This is a genomic window from Mucilaginibacter sp. P1_D10 (genome assembly GCF_056406215.1).
The window spans coordinates 347,622-363,940 of the sequence record NZ_JBFUAP010000001.1 but is presented as its reverse complement, the minus strand read 5'-3'; the positions used below and the strand labels follow the sequence as shown (position 1 = coordinate 363,940).

The window sequence follows — 16,319 nt, the reverse complement described above, 5'->3', positions numbered from 1 at the left end:
GCGTAACTTGACACTATGTTAAGGCACTTGGGTACCAAACGCACATATGCGCATAATTTCAAACTAGCCTCCCTTTTAGGAATGACGGCCGGTTTTGTAAATGCAGCAGGTTTTTTGGCTTTCGGTGTATTAACTACCAACGTTACAGGGCACGCTGCGTTGTTTGCAGAGCGCATTGCGTTGCGCGACTGGACAACCGCCCGCGTTGTTGCGCTATGGATGTTTTTATTTTTAGCAGGGGCGTTTGTTTCCGGCGTATTTGTTTCGCGCGTGGGCCGTAATCAGCGTTATTCTTACGTTGTACCTATCGTAATAGAAATTTTAATTTTAACGGTAGTTGCAACCGGCGGTTTTCGCTACGATGGAACACTAATAGCAAAAGAGCTTTTCGCCGGAAGCTTGTTATTTGCTATGGGCCTGCAAAACGCGCTGGTTTCTATGGTTTCCGGTTCTGTTGTGAGGACCACGCATCTTACCGGTACGTTTACCGATTTGGGTATAGAGCTTGCCCACATCCTAAAAAAAAGCGATGCAGACAAGACTGTTATCAGAACCAGGATAAAATTACGGGTAGCCATTATCCTGTTTTTCATGGCCGGTGCCTTGGGCGGTGCGTACCTTTTTGGTTATTTCGGGCTACATTCTTTTTTTGTTCCTTGCGCACTGCTGCTATTTACGCTTGTATATGATATTTTCCGAATAAAAGTTGCACGCTATTACCGGCAACTCCAAAATCCGTTCAAAAAATCCCGGGAGCAAGTATAGCTCGACAACCACCCCGGCGGATATGGCAAATGCCTTAAAAAACAAAGCCCTCACAAGTAAAATTTGCAAGGGCTTCTATTTTTTTCGGCGCGTTAACTAATCTCTAATTAACCAACCGCTATTCTCTAAATTAGTAGCTCCACAGGTTGAGTTCCCAATCCATCAGTTTCTTTTTGATGTTTTCAGATTCGTATAGCTTATCTATGCCTTGTGCATAATCGCGGATACGCTCGTCTTTATCGTTAGATTGTTTTACGATATAGCTCGTAAACAGGCGTTTCATAAATACGTCGTCAAAGCTTAGGCCTGTTGCATCGTTGTTGCGGCTCACGGCTTCTTTAACGGCCAGTACTTGCCTTGCATCAGGGAAGTATATCCAAAATGCGGGTTGGTATTCGTTATTTACAACGCCGCCAGCAACTTTTACTTTAACCAATGGCGCTATGCCGATAATGCGTGGTTCGAAAATAGAACGCTGCTTGTCGAACACCCAATCCTCTTTAAGGCGGAACTTGATGAGGCTATCGGCTAAAAACTCGCCAGGCACTACTTTAGAACCTACTTTATCGCCTGTTTTTTTGTCGAGGCTATCGATAATGGTGGGTTCGGCAAGTTTGCCATGCGCCTGCGCGGCTGTCAATGGTTTAGAAAAACTATCGCCGTTAGGGTCGTCTACGGTACCACCTGTAGGGTCGAAGGCAGTTAGCTCGCCATTATCTATAGCTGCCAGCAAAACATCTATAAGGCGTTGTTTTGGGGAGTTGAGATATTGATTCATCTTCTCGCGCATGTCTATTTCGCGCCATATGCGTTTCGCAAAAGCTACGTCAGATTCGCGGAGGTTGGCATAAGGAGTAACCTTTGCACTCTGGATGTTGGTTTTTTTGTAGTAACCATCCAATGGCCTGTCAAAAGGCTTCACCGGGCCTGCTACCACTTTCTTGGTGGTATCAAGCACAGATGGTTGTTGCGAGCCACCGGCACCTGCGCCTGCTGTAAGGGTAGTGTTTGGTTTACGGCCTGGGGCGGGCTTCTTGTTAGCTGTCCTGACCGGCGCTTTTTTCTTAGGCGCGGTTTTTTTGTTCTGTGCGAATGATATGCTGCAAAGCAGGCAAAGCACGATAACTAAAAATCTTGTTTTCATCTTCTAATCCTTAATTAGCCGTTAATACTATTGCGTCCAGGCTACGCTGCGAGCCATCTGGCCCAACAGCCAAAATATTCTGTATTACTACCGTAGTGCCCGGCGTTACGCTATTCATTGCCGTGCGCATCTGAGGTGTCAACTCTGCGCTTGTTGAAGTGTAGCTTACTACATCCTGGCGCGGTTTCAGTATAATCAACGTAAACCTTATTACATCAAAAGTTGCATCGAATTCAAAATTCTCTAATTTGGCATACACCTTACTCTGAGACCTAAGGTTAGCAGCGCCGGTGCTACCGCTGCTGCGGGCAGCAAATTGCGGCTTAGGATCTGGTATACGTTTTACGCGAAATAAAGTTGAGCCTAATACCTGGCTTTTTCCGGGTGCCAATTCGCCGGAAACGGAAACCGTTGCCGTACCTGCGGTACTAACTGTAGCGGTGTACTTACCTCCACTACCGCTAACGCTGCCGCTAGAGATACTCACATGTAATTTCTCTTTGGCAATACCGGGCGCGGAAACCGAAATTGGGTTTGGCACGCCGATGTACAATACATTCATCTTATCCGGAGATACCACAGCCGATGGGCGTGCTACCTGGTAAGTTTGTGTTGGCGTATCGTATGTTTTTGTGCTGCCATCGGCCTGTTTTACCGTTACGTGGCCAACCCAGGTAAATATACCTTCGGCACCTGTATTTACCGAGTATTTACCCTTTCCATCAGACACCTGCAAGTTAGAGCCGTTTGCAGTTATGGTAGGTGTTGATTTTGAATCAGATGCCGTTAAAAAAACTTCTGCTGTATAAGGCTGGCCTGCTATTACATAGCTCGACGGCGCAACAGCAACCGCACTAAATTTATCAAGGTTAACTACGGCCTGGTCTACTTCTCCCAATATCTTCTTAACAATTTCGCTTTCGGCATTTTTTGTATCTGCCTTAATCTTGGCAAGGGTGGTTAACGTAGCACCCAATGGTATACCATCACCAAAATAGGCCTGCTGCCATGTTTTCTGGCCATCGCGACCAGGTTTAGGGTCCTCTGCAGTAAGCGAAAGATTAACGCCTTTGCGCTCTTTGTCGCTTAACAAAGCCATTAATTGGGTGCGGGCGATATCTATTTTCGCGCGCAGCTTATCGGCAGCGCCATTAGCAATCATTATATGCGGCGAAATGTCCAGATTATCCCTACCGTCTACATCTTGTATCTCAGGGTTAATGCCACCGCCGGCATCAATTAGCGTTTTAGTAAGCTCATCTATATAGTCTGTTAGGTCCTTCGATAACTTGCTTGCTTTTAATGCTTTTTCGTAAACAGGCTTTGCTCTTTCGGGCTGCTCTTTAAGTTTTGTTTTTTCGAACGCCGAGTAGGTATTATCGATACCTGTAGTTACGTTCTTGGTAGACGTATTTAAACTATTAGTAATATTCTTGAATGCATCGAGCAAACTATCCGGCACGTTTAAGGCAATAAGGCCTAAAAGCACCAGGTATAGGATACCTATCATTCGCTGTCTTGGGGTTTCTTTACCTCCGGCCATGCTCTTTTATCTATCTTATTCGGTATTATTAATAATATTGATTAACCGCGTGGCTGGTTCATGGCGCTAAGCATATTGCCGTAAACTGAATTCAGCGAAGCCAAATTCTTAGCCAAACGCCCAACCTCGTCTTTGAACTGGCGCGAATCGTCTAACGATTCGTTGAAGTTGTTCATGGTAGCCGACAGGTTTTTGTAGAAACTGTTCATGGCTTTTAGGTGCGCGCTCGAATCCTGCAACTCCAGTTCGTAAACGCCATTCAGTTCCGAAAGATTCATTGCCAGTTTGTTTACCTGATCGTGGTACGCTTTAGCATCGGTGTTCGAATCTGCCATCTCTGTGAGGTTAGCCGAAGCTTTATCGAAAGCTGTGCTTAAATTATCGTAGCTTGTAGTTGCTGCCTTAACTTTATTGGTAAAAGCAACGGTTGCTTCACCAGCATCAGTTACGCGTGATATAGCGTGTACTTTGTCGCCGAAATTCCTTAAGCCTTCTCCCAGGCTGCTGATCAGTTCGGGGCCTATCTTGGCTTCTTCCATCATCTTATCAAGCGCGGCGGTATTTGAGAAGCCATTGGTGGCCAGTGCCGGTTTTGCAGATGATTTTGGCAAGTCACCCGCAAAATCTTCGTCCAGCTCAGGGTAAACGCGTACCCAATTGATATCTTTATCCTCGCGTTGGAAACCCAGCATAAAGAAAAGCAAAGCCTCTGCCGATAGCCCCACTGTAATGAACTCGGTAGCGAATTTCCAGTGCTGTATCTTAAACAAAAGACCTATAATAACCACGGTAGCTCCCCATGACACTATGTTACTTATTCCGTAAGGTTTTTTCTTCCCAGCCATAAATTTTTAGTAAAGTAAATTTTAATGATTCTATAGTTTTTTTGATTAGCGCTTATCCCTGATGTCGCGGCCCAAATAATGGGTTACGCAACGGAAGCCAATGTAAGATTTTGCTGTATCCTGATACTCGTAAGTGCGGGTGGAGTTCTGGAGGAAATAACCGATATCTTTCCATGAGCCGCCACGCACAACCTTGCGTTTCAAAACTTCAGGGTCGTTTGGTTTAGCTTCGTAATTAAATGTAGGGGAAAGATCGTGTACGAATGTGGTAGCAGATTCGTCGTAGGCAGACATGGTCCACTCGGCTACGTTGCCGGCCATATTATATAAACCGAAATCGTTAGGGAAATACGAGCGCACATTTACCGTGTAAGCGCCGCCGTCATCCGTGTAGTTACCACGGCCCGGTTTAAAGTTGGCCATCAGGCATCCTTTTGCGTTTTTAATGTAAGGGCCACCCCAAGGGTAATCGGTACCAATCCTGCCGCCACGGGCAGCATATTCAAATTCGCCATCTGTAGGCAATTCAAATGGCAGGTTGGCATCCTCGCCGCGGGCATGTTTGGCACCTTCGCTAAGGCGGGTACGCCATGCGCTGAAGGCTCTTGCCTGGCGCCAGCTAACACCTACAACAGGGTAGTTGCGGTACGCAGGGTGCGAAAAATACCCTTCAACCATCGGCTCGTTAGCAGCGTATGAAAAATCGCTCAGCCAAACCAGGGTATCAGGATAAATAGGCACGGTATCGCGCAGGATGAAATCCGAGCGTTTTTTTGATTTGTCGTTTTTGTAGTTGGCAGCATCGCGAAGCACTACCATAGAGAAGTTGTATTTCAATAAGCGTACGTCGATCTCGTTGCGATCGAAAACGCGGTCGTCGCCCTGGTAGTACAATCCCTGCAATTTCTGCGCATTGGCGGCAGCGTTTTTGCCGCGCCGGCTGAAGATCGGGTTGCTGCGTACGTAGTTCCAGTTGATGTATTTTTTGGCGTTAGGATCTGGCGCTACGCCTTTTTTAGGCTGCAGGTAATATTTTTGGTCGCTGAGGTAGTTGCTGATGGCTATCGAGTCGCGCACCCACAGCACGAATTGCTTATATTTGGTGTTAGACAACTCGGTCTCATCCATAAAAAACGGAGATACAGTAACCTGTTTGGTTTGAGAGGTTTGCGAGAAGGTAACATCCTGATCAGTTTGGCCCATCAGGAAAGTGCCACCTTTAATATACACCATGTTTAATGGCGTTGTTGCCCTAAAAGCACGCTGGCGCACGCCAACAACCTCGCCGTTACCGCCACCACCGGTACTGCATCCTGCTAAAACGGAACCCGCTAAAACTACTATCAGAAAGTATAATTGCTTCATTTTTTATTAAAAATCGTTTACCTGCTATGAATTCAATGCATCGCAACGCACCTCCGAATATATTAAATATACTTCATTCCAATGCAAAAATGTTTTAATTAACCAAATTACAACCGTTTTTAATTAAAAAATTGGCAATAATCAGTCAATTATTTACGCGTCAATTAACATGCCGCAACACTTATTTATTTGTTAAATATTAGGGTGTTATACGCTAAAACTGAAATTTTGTTGCAGAGTGGATGCGGATTAAAAGAATTTATTTATTCACCTGTTTTACATACTGTTCTATCGCCATTGTCATGGATGGGGCGGCCGGGGTTGGCGCCGGGATATCTAGTATTAAGCCCGCTGCCAGTACGGCTTTGTGGGTGGTAGCCCCAAAAGCGGCGATACGGGTGTTGTTTTGCTTAAAATCGGGGAAGTTTTGGTAAAGCGACTGAATGCTGGACGGGCTGAAGAACGCAATAACGTCGTAAAACACTTCGGCCAGATCGCTAAGGTCGCTGCACACGGTACGGAACAGCACCGCAGGCGTAAAGTTATAGCCATTATCCAGCAAAAACTTCTGTGTTTCTTCGGCTGCTACGTCTGAACAGGGATATAGGAATTTCTCGCCCGAGTGCTTCTTAAGCACCTCGGCCAGGTCGGCAGCAGTTTGCTTGCCGAAGAATATCTTGCGCTTACGGTATTGAATATACTTTTGCAGGTAAAGGGCAATGGTTTCTGAAAGGCAAAAGTATTTCATCTCTACCGGCACCTCGAAACGCATTTCCTCGCATATGCGGAAAAAGTGATCGGCAGAGTTGCGGCTGGTGAAGATAACGGCAGTAAAATCGGCCAGGTTTATCTTCTCCTTACGGAAATCTTTCGCGGGCACGCCTTCAACATGAATAAACGACCGGAAGTCGATCTTCAAATTCAGCTTTTTAGCCAGTTCAGCGTACGGATTTTTATCATTCTCAGGTTTTGGCAAAGTAACTAATATGCTCTTAACCTTTTTCTTTCTGTCTTCCAATGCTATACGTTATAAAACCAACTACTTGAAACCTATATTAAGTGCCTTTACCAATATCAATATCGGGCAAATTTCGAGGGCACAAAGATACGTAAATAAATAAAATTTATGAAATCGAAAATTTGAAATAATACCCACGCTGCTTCGCAGATACTGCCATATAAAAATTATCACCGTTAATAACAGCGTAATGGCCAGCAGGTAAGGAAAAAACTTATCGGCAATTAAGCTAAAACACAAGGCCACAGGCAAAAAAACAAAGGTGATATTAAAATAAGTTAACGATAATGCTTTGATATACTCGCTCACCACCTTATTGATATCGAATACGAAGCCCAGGAATTTCAACACCATGAATTTCACTGCAAACAAGCCTATGATAGCGGCTGATAAGGTACCAAACAGCTGGAAACCGCTTATGGGGTAATAAACTTTATAGTAGCCAGTGGTAAGCAGGTACAAAAATATACCTAAAGTAAACCCGAAGAGCAGGAACAAGCCGATGAACGTCCAGGCGTTTATAGGGCTATCCTCCTTGCCGGCCTGGGTGTTGGTGCGTTTGTAGTAAAAGGCTAAAAACACGTTGCTCATATCCTTTGCCGAATAGATATTAAGCACCGGCACGAACAAAATTAGCACCACGATGACGGCAATAACCCATGGATCGCGCGAGGGCCGCACATGGCCATAGCCTTTTATACTGGGTTTGGTTTTTGAGGCTGATGCCAGATCGAGGTAATGGTTGCCATTGTAAACGGCACTTCTTAATATGCTATCTACGAATAAGTTGGTACTGTTGCTATCCGGCCGGCGCAGGTATGCCATAGAAAGCGAATCGCCGACGAATTTCTCTTCAAGGGCCATGGCGTGGGCTACGGAATCGAGCACCGTCATGGGCCGGGGCGTGCGGATATAATGCCGCGGGGTATCAGCGGGCGTGCTGGTGCTGTCCTGCTGTGCAAAAACGGCGGCGCATCCGGCAAAAAAAAGAAATATCGTACAAATAAACCCGCGCATGATATATCGCCTTGTTAAGGTGGTGCAAATTTACCTTATTAATTGGCGCTTATGCAAAGGTTATGTTAAATGTTTAAACAATTAAGCCTGGCATATTTGCTTAAGCGTTAAACTGGCGCAGGTGATGGTCGATGTGTTTATAGGCGAGCTGGCTAATTTGCTGATGTGTCATTTTACCGAAGAAAGGATGCACAATATCATTTAGAGGATTTGCAGCATTATAATTTACAAGTTCGATAAATCTGGCTTTTTCGGCGGCAAAATCCCCGGATGCGTCGTGTATTATCGTCTCCGGTGCCGATGGAGAGTTTCGCCTTATGGGCTCCTCATCTTTTAGCACAGCCTTTAATATTAGCTTTCCAATTATCCGCCCAATAAATATTCGCCTGGCCGGCAAAGTTCCGTTTGCTAACTCTTCCCAATATCTCAGATGCTTCATCATTTGATAGGCGTTCATTTTACCCCATTGGGCCGGGCTATTTTCGTTGAGCGTGTTGATGCGTTTGATTAAGTCATCTCTCGTTGCTTTATCAAGTGTGGTCTTCATTTATTGGTGGCGATTTAATTTGCTTAAGCAAAGCTACGGCATTGTACCGATTGCCGCACGCAGTAATACGACAACATAAGGGGGTAAATGCGGCAAAAATAATTTTTTAAGCGGCGATGATTTTCGATGCTAGGCTTATTACCTTGTGCTGCAGTAAACTATTAATTGCTAAATGTTTTACAGCCAACTGCCGTCGGCTTTCCTTGCCGAACACGAATCATAAATTAAAATGAACCACCCATCACGATTGAATATTGGCATTTTTACTTACGGCACCCGGGGCGATGTACAGCCTTACATCGCTTTGGCGCTTGGGCTAATGCAGAACGGCCACCAGGTTACCATTGCCGCCCCCGAAAATTTCAAAGAGCTGGTTGAGGGTTATGGGATAGCCTTCCATCCGCTATACGGCAATGCCGAAACCATGATGAATTCGCCCGAAGGGCAACGCGTTTTGCAAACGGAGAACACCATCAAACTGATGCAATACTTTTTTAAGGTATTGCATGATATCAGGGTGCCGTTACGCGAAAGCTACAAAGCAGGCTTCGATAAGGTAGATTATATCATTGCTAACGCAGCCACGCTGCCTGTTACCAGCGCACTTGCCGAAAAACAAAATAAAAAAATGGCGCTCACTTATTTTATGCCGCCGGTGGTGCCTACAGCCGAGTTCCCGCTGGGCGATTTTGATTTCCTCGATTTTCCCTGGTACAATAAACTCACATACAAGCTGGCGCATGGTTTCTTCTGGAAATTCGTAAAGCAGGAGGCCAACGAATTCAGACAAGAATTAGGCCTGCCCCTATTAAACGAAAACCTGCTGACCTACGTAGACAAACAAAAGCCAATCGATTTATATTGCATCAGCCCGACGCTTATCCCCCAGCCTAAAGACTGGGAAAGCCACCATAAAATAACAGGCTTCTTAACCGTGCCCGAGCAGGCGGCCACAATTGCGGATGATAACCTAAACAATTGGCTAAGTGAAGGGCCACCGCCCGTTTATATCGGCTTCGGTAGCAACGGCGTGGGCAATACCGGAAAGTTTGTGGCCATTATCAACGACATACTGCACAGGACTACCGAGCGGGTACTGTTTTGCACCGGCTGGTCGGTTTTTGAAGATTTGCCCCGACACCCCAACCTATTCATGACGAAGTATGTCGATCACGCCCAGGTATTACCACAATGCAAGCTGGGCATATTTCATGGTGGGGCGGGAACATTGAATACGATGCTAAGGCACAAACTGCCGGTAATCATCATATCGTTTTATACCGACCAGCCAACCTGGGGCAAAATTATCGAACGCAAACAATTGGGGGTACATATCCCGGTGAAGAAGCTGACGGCGGATAAGCTGATCGCCGCTATTGCAAAAGTACAATCGAGTGAAATAAAAGACAATGCTGCAGTTATAGGTGAGCAAATAAGAGATGAGAACGGGCTGGAGAGAGCGGTTAAAGAAATTGAAGCATTTTTTAGTTCTACCTCAAATTCTACCCCCTGATAGCCCAAAAACAGTGAAACGATTACCGTATCTCAGAAGTTCAAACCCTGATGAATCATCCTTAAACCACGCATCTTTTAACCAATTTGAACATTTCGCACTCTATTCGTTAACGTTTGTACCCCTTAACTCATTCCTTACTTCTATAGCTTTGCCTCCCAACCAAAAAACCAAAATTGTTAAATTTATCAGCGGCTAAGTTTTTGGCTTTTTTAACTACCGAATCAAAACTTTATAAGAAAATTAAAATGAAAAGCCTTTTTTTAGTTTTAAGCCTTTTTTTCAGCTGCGTGGGTTACGCCCAGGAAGTTATATCTCCTAATAAAAAAATTAAGATTGTTGTAAAAATGCAGTCCGTTGGCCCGAAAGGCTTAGGCCAGGCTTATTTTAAAGTGCTGTATAAAAGCAATGGAACCTACGTTGAAGTGTTGCCGGCTTCGCCGCTAGGTATTTTAAGGGAGGATCAGCAATTCGTATCAAATCTCAAATTAGTTGGCGGGAGCAGGTCTACCGCAGTTCATACCAAATATGAAATGGTAACCGGAAAACGGAAGTTTTGCGAAAATTTTGGTACCGAAAAAACATTCCACTATCAGAATGCCTCAAAACAGCCCATGGATATCACTTTCAGGGTTTATAATGATGGGATCGCGTTTAGGTACGCTTTCCCCAATCGCCCGGACTCCAATTTAAGCATCAAGGGTGAAGCCACCAGCTACGTTATACCTGAGGGTACATCCAGATGGATGCAGCCCTTTGCTTCAGCCTATGAAAATTTTTATTCGCTTAACACCGGTGCACATAATGAAAAAAATATTGGCGAATGGGCGTATCCTGCCTTGTACAAGGTTAATGACCAGCCTTTATGGGTACTTATCTCGGAAGCAGGTATCACCCGGCAAAACTGCGCGGCCCGGCTTAGCTATAAGCAAGGCTCAAACCAGTACCAGGTGATTTACCCTCCGGCAAAAAAAGGCTGGCATAGTGGTGCTGTTTCAAGTTTGCCCTGGAAATCGCAATGGCATGTTATGATAGTGGGCAAACTATCTGATCTGGTGGAAAGTACACTGATTACCGATGTAAGCCCCCCTTCTACCATTAAGAACACGAAATGGATTGAGCCGGGAAGCGTGGCCTGGGTATATTGGGCAAATAATCACGGCTCGAAGGATTATCAGAAAGTGATAGAATACGTTGACCTGGCCGTAAAAATGCATTGGCCTTATGTGCTTATTGATTGGGAATGGGATGTAATGGCAAACGGTGGTACACTAAAGGACGCGCTGGCCTACGCTAAAAGTAAAGGGATAAAAGCGCTTTTATGGTACAACTCTGGCACCGATTGGCTCGACCCTACACCGGTAGACAGGCTGTTGACGCACGAGAAAAGAGAAAAGGAGTTTTCGTGGCTGAATGAGATAGGCGTATCGGGCATCAAGGTTGATTTTTTTGCGGGAGACCAGCAGGGTATGATGCAATATTATATAGACATTCTGGAAGACGCATCAAAATACCATCTTTTGGTAAACTTTCACGGAGCTACTGTACCTCGCGGCTGGGCGCGTACCTACCCTAATTTGATGAGTACCGAAGCGGTGTACGGTGCCGAATGGTATAATAACGACGGCATTTTAACCAATATGGCTGCTTCGCATAACACAACTCTTCCGTTTACACGGAACATCATAGGTTCTATGGATTATACACCAGTAACGTTTTCCAATTCGCAGCACGAGCATAAAACCTCCTTCGCTCACGAGTTGGCATTGGCCGTGGTGTTTGAATCGGGATTACAGCATTTTGCAGACAGGCCCTCTGCCTATTATGACCTGGCCGACGAGCCTCGAAAATTCCTAACGGACTTCCCTACAACCTGGGATGAAACGAAACTAATAAACGGCTATCCGGGCGAAATGGTTGTGATAGCCCGAAGAAAAGGTAAGCTATGGTATGTTGCCGGGCTTAATGGAAAAGACACCTCGCAAACACTCGATCTTAGTTTTAATTTCCTGGGCAACTCAGCCTATTCTTTCCAAATATTTAAAGACGGGGCAGATACGAAGTCTATTACAAGCGACACCAGAAGTGTCAGAAGATCGGGCACGCTACAGATCCAATGCCTGCCCAGGGGCGGCTTTGCAGGAGTTATCAAAGAGGAGTAAGTAACACGATAGAAAACTCAGGTTTTAAAAACGGGCCATCCAAAATCTGCAAAACGTTACCGGCAAACAAATTAAAACATTCAACAGGTATTTAACTGATAGGCCGGGAAGGTTCGATGGCAATCAGCCTATAAACTGCGCCTTTTTTATACTATAGGCTTCCTCAAAAATGGATACTAAAATATCTAATTTCATAGGTTTTGATATATAGCTGTCCATACCCTCGCTTATGCAAATATCACGGTCTTCCGAAAGGGCATTTGCAGTCATGGCGACAATATATGGCTGTTGAATGTTGAGATTCCGAATATTTCTTGTGGCTTCCAATCCATCCATTTCGGGCATTTGAATATCCATCAATATCACGTCGAACGATTTTTCGCTTATCTTCTGCAATGCCTCACGCCCGTTGTTAGTAATATCTGCATTATATCCCAATTTAGACAATATGCGTTCAATCAATTTTTGATTAATCGGATTATCTTCGGCTACCAGAATGTTCATTGGATGTAACAAAGCGAAACCGGCATCAAGCGCATTACGCTGCTTTTCCTCAACCTTTTCAATTTTTGTGCGGTTTCCAAGCTCGGCACAAATACTCTTTAACAGCTGATTTTGCTTAGTCGGTTTGATCAATATCGCCGAAAACAATGCAGGGTACTTTTTCCTGCTTGTATCACCTATTGAACTTAAAAGAATTACCGGAACGGGATTTGGCCCGTTTTTTATTACCTGTGCTAAACCGGCGCCATCCATTCCGGGCATTTCCATATCAGAAATTACCAGGTTAAACCCCTTATCCGACGATAAAATTTCCAATGCCTTTTGTGCAGACGAACAGGTTACTGTTGCAAGGTTCCATCGCTCCAGCTGAGCTTTTAAAATAATGAGGTTTGTTTTATTGTCATCAACCAGCAATACCTTTTTACCATCCAGGTTCGAGATGCCTGGTAATAACGGGGGCGTTTCGGGTTGTTTACTGCTGTTTTTGGTTTTTATAGTAAAATTGAAGGTTGATCCCTCGCCAAGACAACTCTCAACCCATAATTTTCCGCCCATTAATTTAACAAGCCGCTCGCTGATGATGAGCCCTAAACCGGTGCCGCCGTATTTACGTGTGGTAGAGGAGTCGACTTGTGAAAATGCTTTGAACAAACTAGAGAGTTTATCGCCCGGTATGCCTATTCCGGTATCCTTCACACTAAAGCCGATCTCCAGTTCACTATCAGAAATTGCCTGCGAAAGAAATATCTTAATAAACACCTCGCCTTTAGCGGTAAACTTTATCGCATTATTAATAAGGTTAATGATTACCTGTTTAAGGCGCAGGCTGTCACCCACCAAATTACCGGGGAGGTTAAAATCTATCTCGTAAACTAATTCAAGGCCTTGTTCTGCCGCTCTGTGTGAGAACATGTCCATTATTTCCTCGATACTTTGGCGCAAATCAAAGTCTTCCTCTTCAATATCCATTTTGCCGGATTCTATTTTGGAAAAGTCGAGAATGTCGTTGATCACATTCATCAGGCTGTCGCCACAGTTTATTATCGTTTCCGCGTATTCATGCTGCTCATCGCTCAAATCGGTTTCTGCAAGCAGGGAGGCCATGCCAATAACGCCGTTCATAGGTGTTCTTATTTCATGGCTCATGGTTGCAAGAAAAATACTTTTAGCCTGGTTTGCTTTATCTGCTTCCTGGCGTGCAAGGTGTTCCTGGTTCTTTTGTTCTTCTAATTCTTCTGATTGCGCCTGCAGTTCTTCATTTATTGCCTGCAATTCATCCGATTGACGCATCACTTCTTCCGTGCGCTCCTTTACTTCGCGCTCTAATAATACCTTTTGATTAATGATACTATTAACCCTGAAACGGTATATGCCGTAAACACAGCCTGCAATAAAAATAATCAAAAGCGACCTGAACCACCAGGTTAGCCAATACGGCGGAACAATAATGACTTCTAAACTTAGAATATGGGGTGACCATACCCCTGCGCTATTCTGGCTTTTTACTTTAAAAACATAGTTGCCCGGCGGAATATTGGTATAAACAGCCGTGTTTTTATCCTCAACATAATTCCAACCTTTATCAAAGTCTTCCATTATGTAGGCATATCTCTTTTTATCCGGTGATAAATAATCCAGCGAAGCATATTCAAGTGATATAACCGATTGATCATGAGATAATGTTATCGATCTTGTTTCAGAAATATCTTGTTTTAACGGAGACGGATCCGTGCTGTTTTCCGCAACCTGCACATTTTTATTAAACAACTGAAAGTTTGTCAAAATCATGGGAGGATCGTAAGGTGCCCGTAATATCTGATCCGGAGAGAAAGAATTAAAGCCGTTTACCCCGCCAAAATAAAAAATGCCACTACGGCTTTTAACAGCCGAATGAGCTTTAAACGCGTCGGCCTGCAGGCCATCTTCGGTTGTAAAGTTTTTGAATTTTTTTGTTTGTGGGTCATACATCGAAATCCCCTTATTGGTACTTATCCATAAATGCCCTTTATCATCTTCCAGGATGGCTTGTGTATAATCGTTTGGCAAACCATCATTAGTTTTAAAAACTGTAAAACGACGGGTTGTTGGGTCAAAAAAATTCAGGCCGCCCAATGTGCATATCCAAATGTTGCCAAGATGATCCTCAAGCAGGTTTAGAACGGTATTATGACTGATGCTGTTTTTTTTGTTATCATCGTGTATGAACCGGGTGAAACTGTTCGTTTTCGGATCGAAAAGATTTAGTCCCGCATCATTGGTGCCTACCCATAAGTTCCCTTTGCTATCGCTCAGGAGCGAGTTTATTCTGTTGCTGCTGAGGCTTTTAGTGTCGTTTACATTATTTTTGTGATGTATAAAGCTATTTGATTTTGGCTCATACAAGTCAAGCCCGTCGCCAAAGGTTCCAATCCATATCTTTTTATCGCGGCCAAGTGTAATGGCGTAAATATTATCTCCGCAAAGGCTTGTGGCATCGGATGGATCATGTTTGAAAGACCTGAAGATGCCGGTTTTGGGGTTCATTACACTAATTCCGTTACCCCATGTGCCAATCCAAAGATTCTTTTGCGCGTCTTCTTTAATATCTAATACGTTATCGCCGCTTATGCTGTTTTTATTGGACTCCTGATGTTTGTATGTAGAAAACTTCCCTGTTTTTATGTTGAACAGGTTCAGGCCGCCGCCGTCTGTCCCCACCCAAATATTGTTACGGCTATCTTCGAAAAGACAGAGAACAAAGTCGTTAGAGAGGCTATTTGCCGACGAATTATGCTTGTAACGAGCGAAGTTACTTTTTGCTTTTTTATACAAATTTATACCGCCGCCAAACGACCCCAACCACATATTGCCTACATTATCTTTTGATATTACGTCAACAGAATTGCCGCTTAAGCTGCTGTTATCCATATCGTCGCGGGTATAGTTGTCAAACTCCCCGCTCAAAAAATTGTAGATGCTTAAGCCCCCGTTTTCTGTCCCTATCCATAAATTATGGTCAGCATCCCCGGCAATGCTCTGGATACTGTTGCCCGCCAGCGACTTACCGTTGCCGGGGTCATTCTTAAAATGCCTGAACGTACCTAACTTACTATTAAAAAGGTTCAGCCCATCCTGCCGCGTACCAATCCATAACCGGTGCTCGTTATCTTCAAAAATAGAAGTAACCCAATTGCCCGAAAGTGATTCGCCGGCGTTTTCGAGGTGTTTAAAATTTGTGAAGTTGTTGTTTTTACGGTCAAATAAACTCAGTCCGCCATTCACCGTTCCAATCCAGATGTTATTCCTGCTGTCTTTATAAATTGTGGCTATGTCATTATCGCCAATACTGCCCGGATGACGGGCATTGTACAAATAATGTGTCCAGCGTCCGGTTTGGGGGTCAAACAGATCCAAGCCTTTTTTTTCTGTGCCTACCCAAATTTTCCCGGAACTTTCAAAAACAATTTTATTCACAAAACTGCTCGAAATACTATTCCCGTTTTTTTCATGATGGATATAGCGGTGGAAACGATTGGTTTTCCTGTCTAACCTGTTTAGCCCACCGCCGGCTGTTGCTACCCATATATTCCCATTCTTATCTTCTGCTATATCCCGGATGTAACTGTTGCCAATACTCGTAGTATCCTTAACATCATTTCTGAATATTTTAAATTTGTAACCGTCATACCTGTTTAATCCATCCTGGGTACCAATCCAAATAAACCCACGGCTATCCTGTAATATACAGTTAGGGCTAAGCTCAGAAAGGCCGTCTGCGGTGCCAAGATGGTCAAAATGCAATTGCCGGGTTTGGGCTAATAAACTGAAGGATATCGCCAGCAATAGGATGGTTAAGGAATATTTTGGAGATCTAGGTATCACAAATCCGCTTATTTATTTATTTTAAGAGTAATTTA

General features: G+C 44.2%; 11 protein-coding genes. 3 read left to right on the top strand and 8 right to left on the bottom strand.

Translation table 11 applies throughout. The features are described from left to right. Positions 1 to 15 precede the first annotated feature (15 nt). Positions 16 to 765, top strand: coding sequence for a YoaK family protein (locus AC1DYT_RS01610; RefSeq protein ID WP_477467910.1), 750 nt, complete (start codon positions 16 to 18; stop codon positions 763 to 765). A gap of 130 nt (positions 766 to 895) precedes the next feature. Here the strand turns inward: AC1DYT_RS01610 and porN are convergent, their stop codons facing one another. From porN to AC1DYT_RS01575, 7 genes are all read right to left on the bottom strand, one after another. Beyond that, on the bottom strand, positions 896 to 1,909 hold the full coding sequence (gene porN / locus AC1DYT_RS01605; RefSeq protein ID WP_477467909.1) for a type IX secretion system ring subunit PorN/GldN: 1,014 nt from the start codon (positions 1,907 to 1,909) through the stop codon (positions 896 to 898). A gap of 10 nt (positions 1,910 to 1,919) precedes the next feature. Then, the gene (gene porM, locus AC1DYT_RS01600; protein ID WP_477467908.1) at positions 1,920 to 3,452 is read right to left on the bottom strand and encodes a type IX secretion system motor protein PorM/GldM; all 1,533 of its coding nucleotides are present in this window, start codon (positions 3,450 to 3,452) and stop codon (positions 1,920 to 1,922) included. A 41-nt stretch (positions 3,453 to 3,493) separates the two neighbouring features. Next, positions 3,494 to 4,297, bottom strand: coding sequence for a type IX secretion system motor protein PorL/GldL (porL, locus tag AC1DYT_RS01595; protein ID WP_477467907.1), 804 nt, complete (start codon positions 4,295 to 4,297; stop codon positions 3,494 to 3,496). A 45-nt stretch (positions 4,298 to 4,342) separates the two neighbouring features. After that, complete coding sequence (gene porK, locus AC1DYT_RS01590; protein WP_477467906.1) at positions 4,343 to 5,662, bottom strand: T9SS ring complex lipoprotein PorK/GldK; 1,320 nt, start codon at positions 5,660 to 5,662, stop codon at positions 4,343 to 4,345. A 259-nt stretch (positions 5,663 to 5,921) separates the two neighbouring features. After that, the gene (locus AC1DYT_RS01585) at positions 5,922 to 6,686 is read right to left on the bottom strand and encodes a uroporphyrinogen-III synthase (protein WP_133230417.1); all 765 of its coding nucleotides are present in this window, start codon (positions 6,684 to 6,686) and stop codon (positions 5,922 to 5,924) included. Between the two features lie 15 nt (positions 6,687 to 6,701). Then, entirely contained in the window at positions 6,702 to 7,697 is a 996-nt protein-coding gene (locus tag AC1DYT_RS01580) for a DUF4271 domain-containing protein (RefSeq protein WP_477467905.1), read from the bottom strand. A 100-nt stretch (positions 7,698 to 7,797) separates the two neighbouring features. Continuing rightward, a complete protein-coding gene (locus AC1DYT_RS01575; RefSeq protein ID WP_477467904.1) occupies positions 7,798 to 8,244 on the bottom strand; it encodes a DUF1569 domain-containing protein in 447 nt (148 codons plus the stop codon). A gap of 229 nt (positions 8,245 to 8,473) precedes the next feature. On the opposite strand from AC1DYT_RS01575, the gene AC1DYT_RS01570 reads away from it, so the two are divergent. Then, on the top strand, positions 8,474 to 9,757 hold the full coding sequence (locus tag AC1DYT_RS01570; protein WP_477467903.1) for a glycosyltransferase: 1,284 nt from the start codon (positions 8,474 to 8,476) through the stop codon (positions 9,755 to 9,757). Positions 9,758 to 10,005: 248 nt separating this feature from the next. Next, entirely contained in the window at positions 10,006 to 11,919 is a 1,914-nt protein-coding gene (locus tag AC1DYT_RS01565) for a glycoside hydrolase family 97 protein (RefSeq protein ID WP_477467902.1), read from the top strand. Positions 11,920 to 12,042: 123 nt separating this feature from the next. Here the strand turns inward: AC1DYT_RS01565 and AC1DYT_RS01560 are convergent, their stop codons facing one another. After that, the gene (locus tag AC1DYT_RS01560; RefSeq protein ID WP_477467901.1) at positions 12,043 to 16,284 is read right to left on the bottom strand and encodes a hybrid sensor histidine kinase/response regulator; all 4,242 of its coding nucleotides are present in this window, start codon (positions 16,282 to 16,284) and stop codon (positions 12,043 to 12,045) included. Positions 16,285 to 16,319: the final 35 nt, after the last annotated feature.

Coding starts and splice junctions, on each gene's coding strand:
- AC1DYT_RS01565 (WP_477467902.1), top strand. CDS start 10,006: ATGAAAAGCCTTTTTTTAGTTTTAAGCCTTTTTTTCAGCTGCGTGGGT.
- AC1DYT_RS01580 (WP_477467905.1), bottom strand. CDS start 7,697: ATGCGCGGGTTTATTTGTACGATATTTCTTTTTTTTGCCGGATGCGCC.
- porL (WP_477467907.1), bottom strand. CDS start 4,297: ATGGCTGGGAAGAAAAAACCTTACGGAATAAGTAACATAGTGTCATGG.
- porK (WP_477467906.1), bottom strand. CDS start 5,662: ATGAAGCAATTATACTTTCTGATAGTAGTTTTAGCGGGTTCCGTTTTA.
- AC1DYT_RS01570 (WP_477467903.1), top strand. CDS start 8,474: ATGAACCACCCATCACGATTGAATATTGGCATTTTTACTTACGGCACC.
- porM (WP_477467908.1), bottom strand. CDS start 3,452: ATGGCCGGAGGTAAAGAAACCCCAAGACAGCGAATGATAGGTATCCTA.
- porN (WP_477467909.1), bottom strand. CDS start 1,909: ATGAAAACAAGATTTTTAGTTATCGTGCTTTGCCTGCTTTGCAGCATA.
- AC1DYT_RS01575 (WP_477467904.1), bottom strand. CDS start 8,244: ATGAAGACCACACTTGATAAAGCAACGAGAGATGACTTAATCAAACGC.
- AC1DYT_RS01610 (WP_477467910.1), top strand. CDS start 16: ATGTTAAGGCACTTGGGTACCAAACGCACATATGCGCATAATTTCAAA.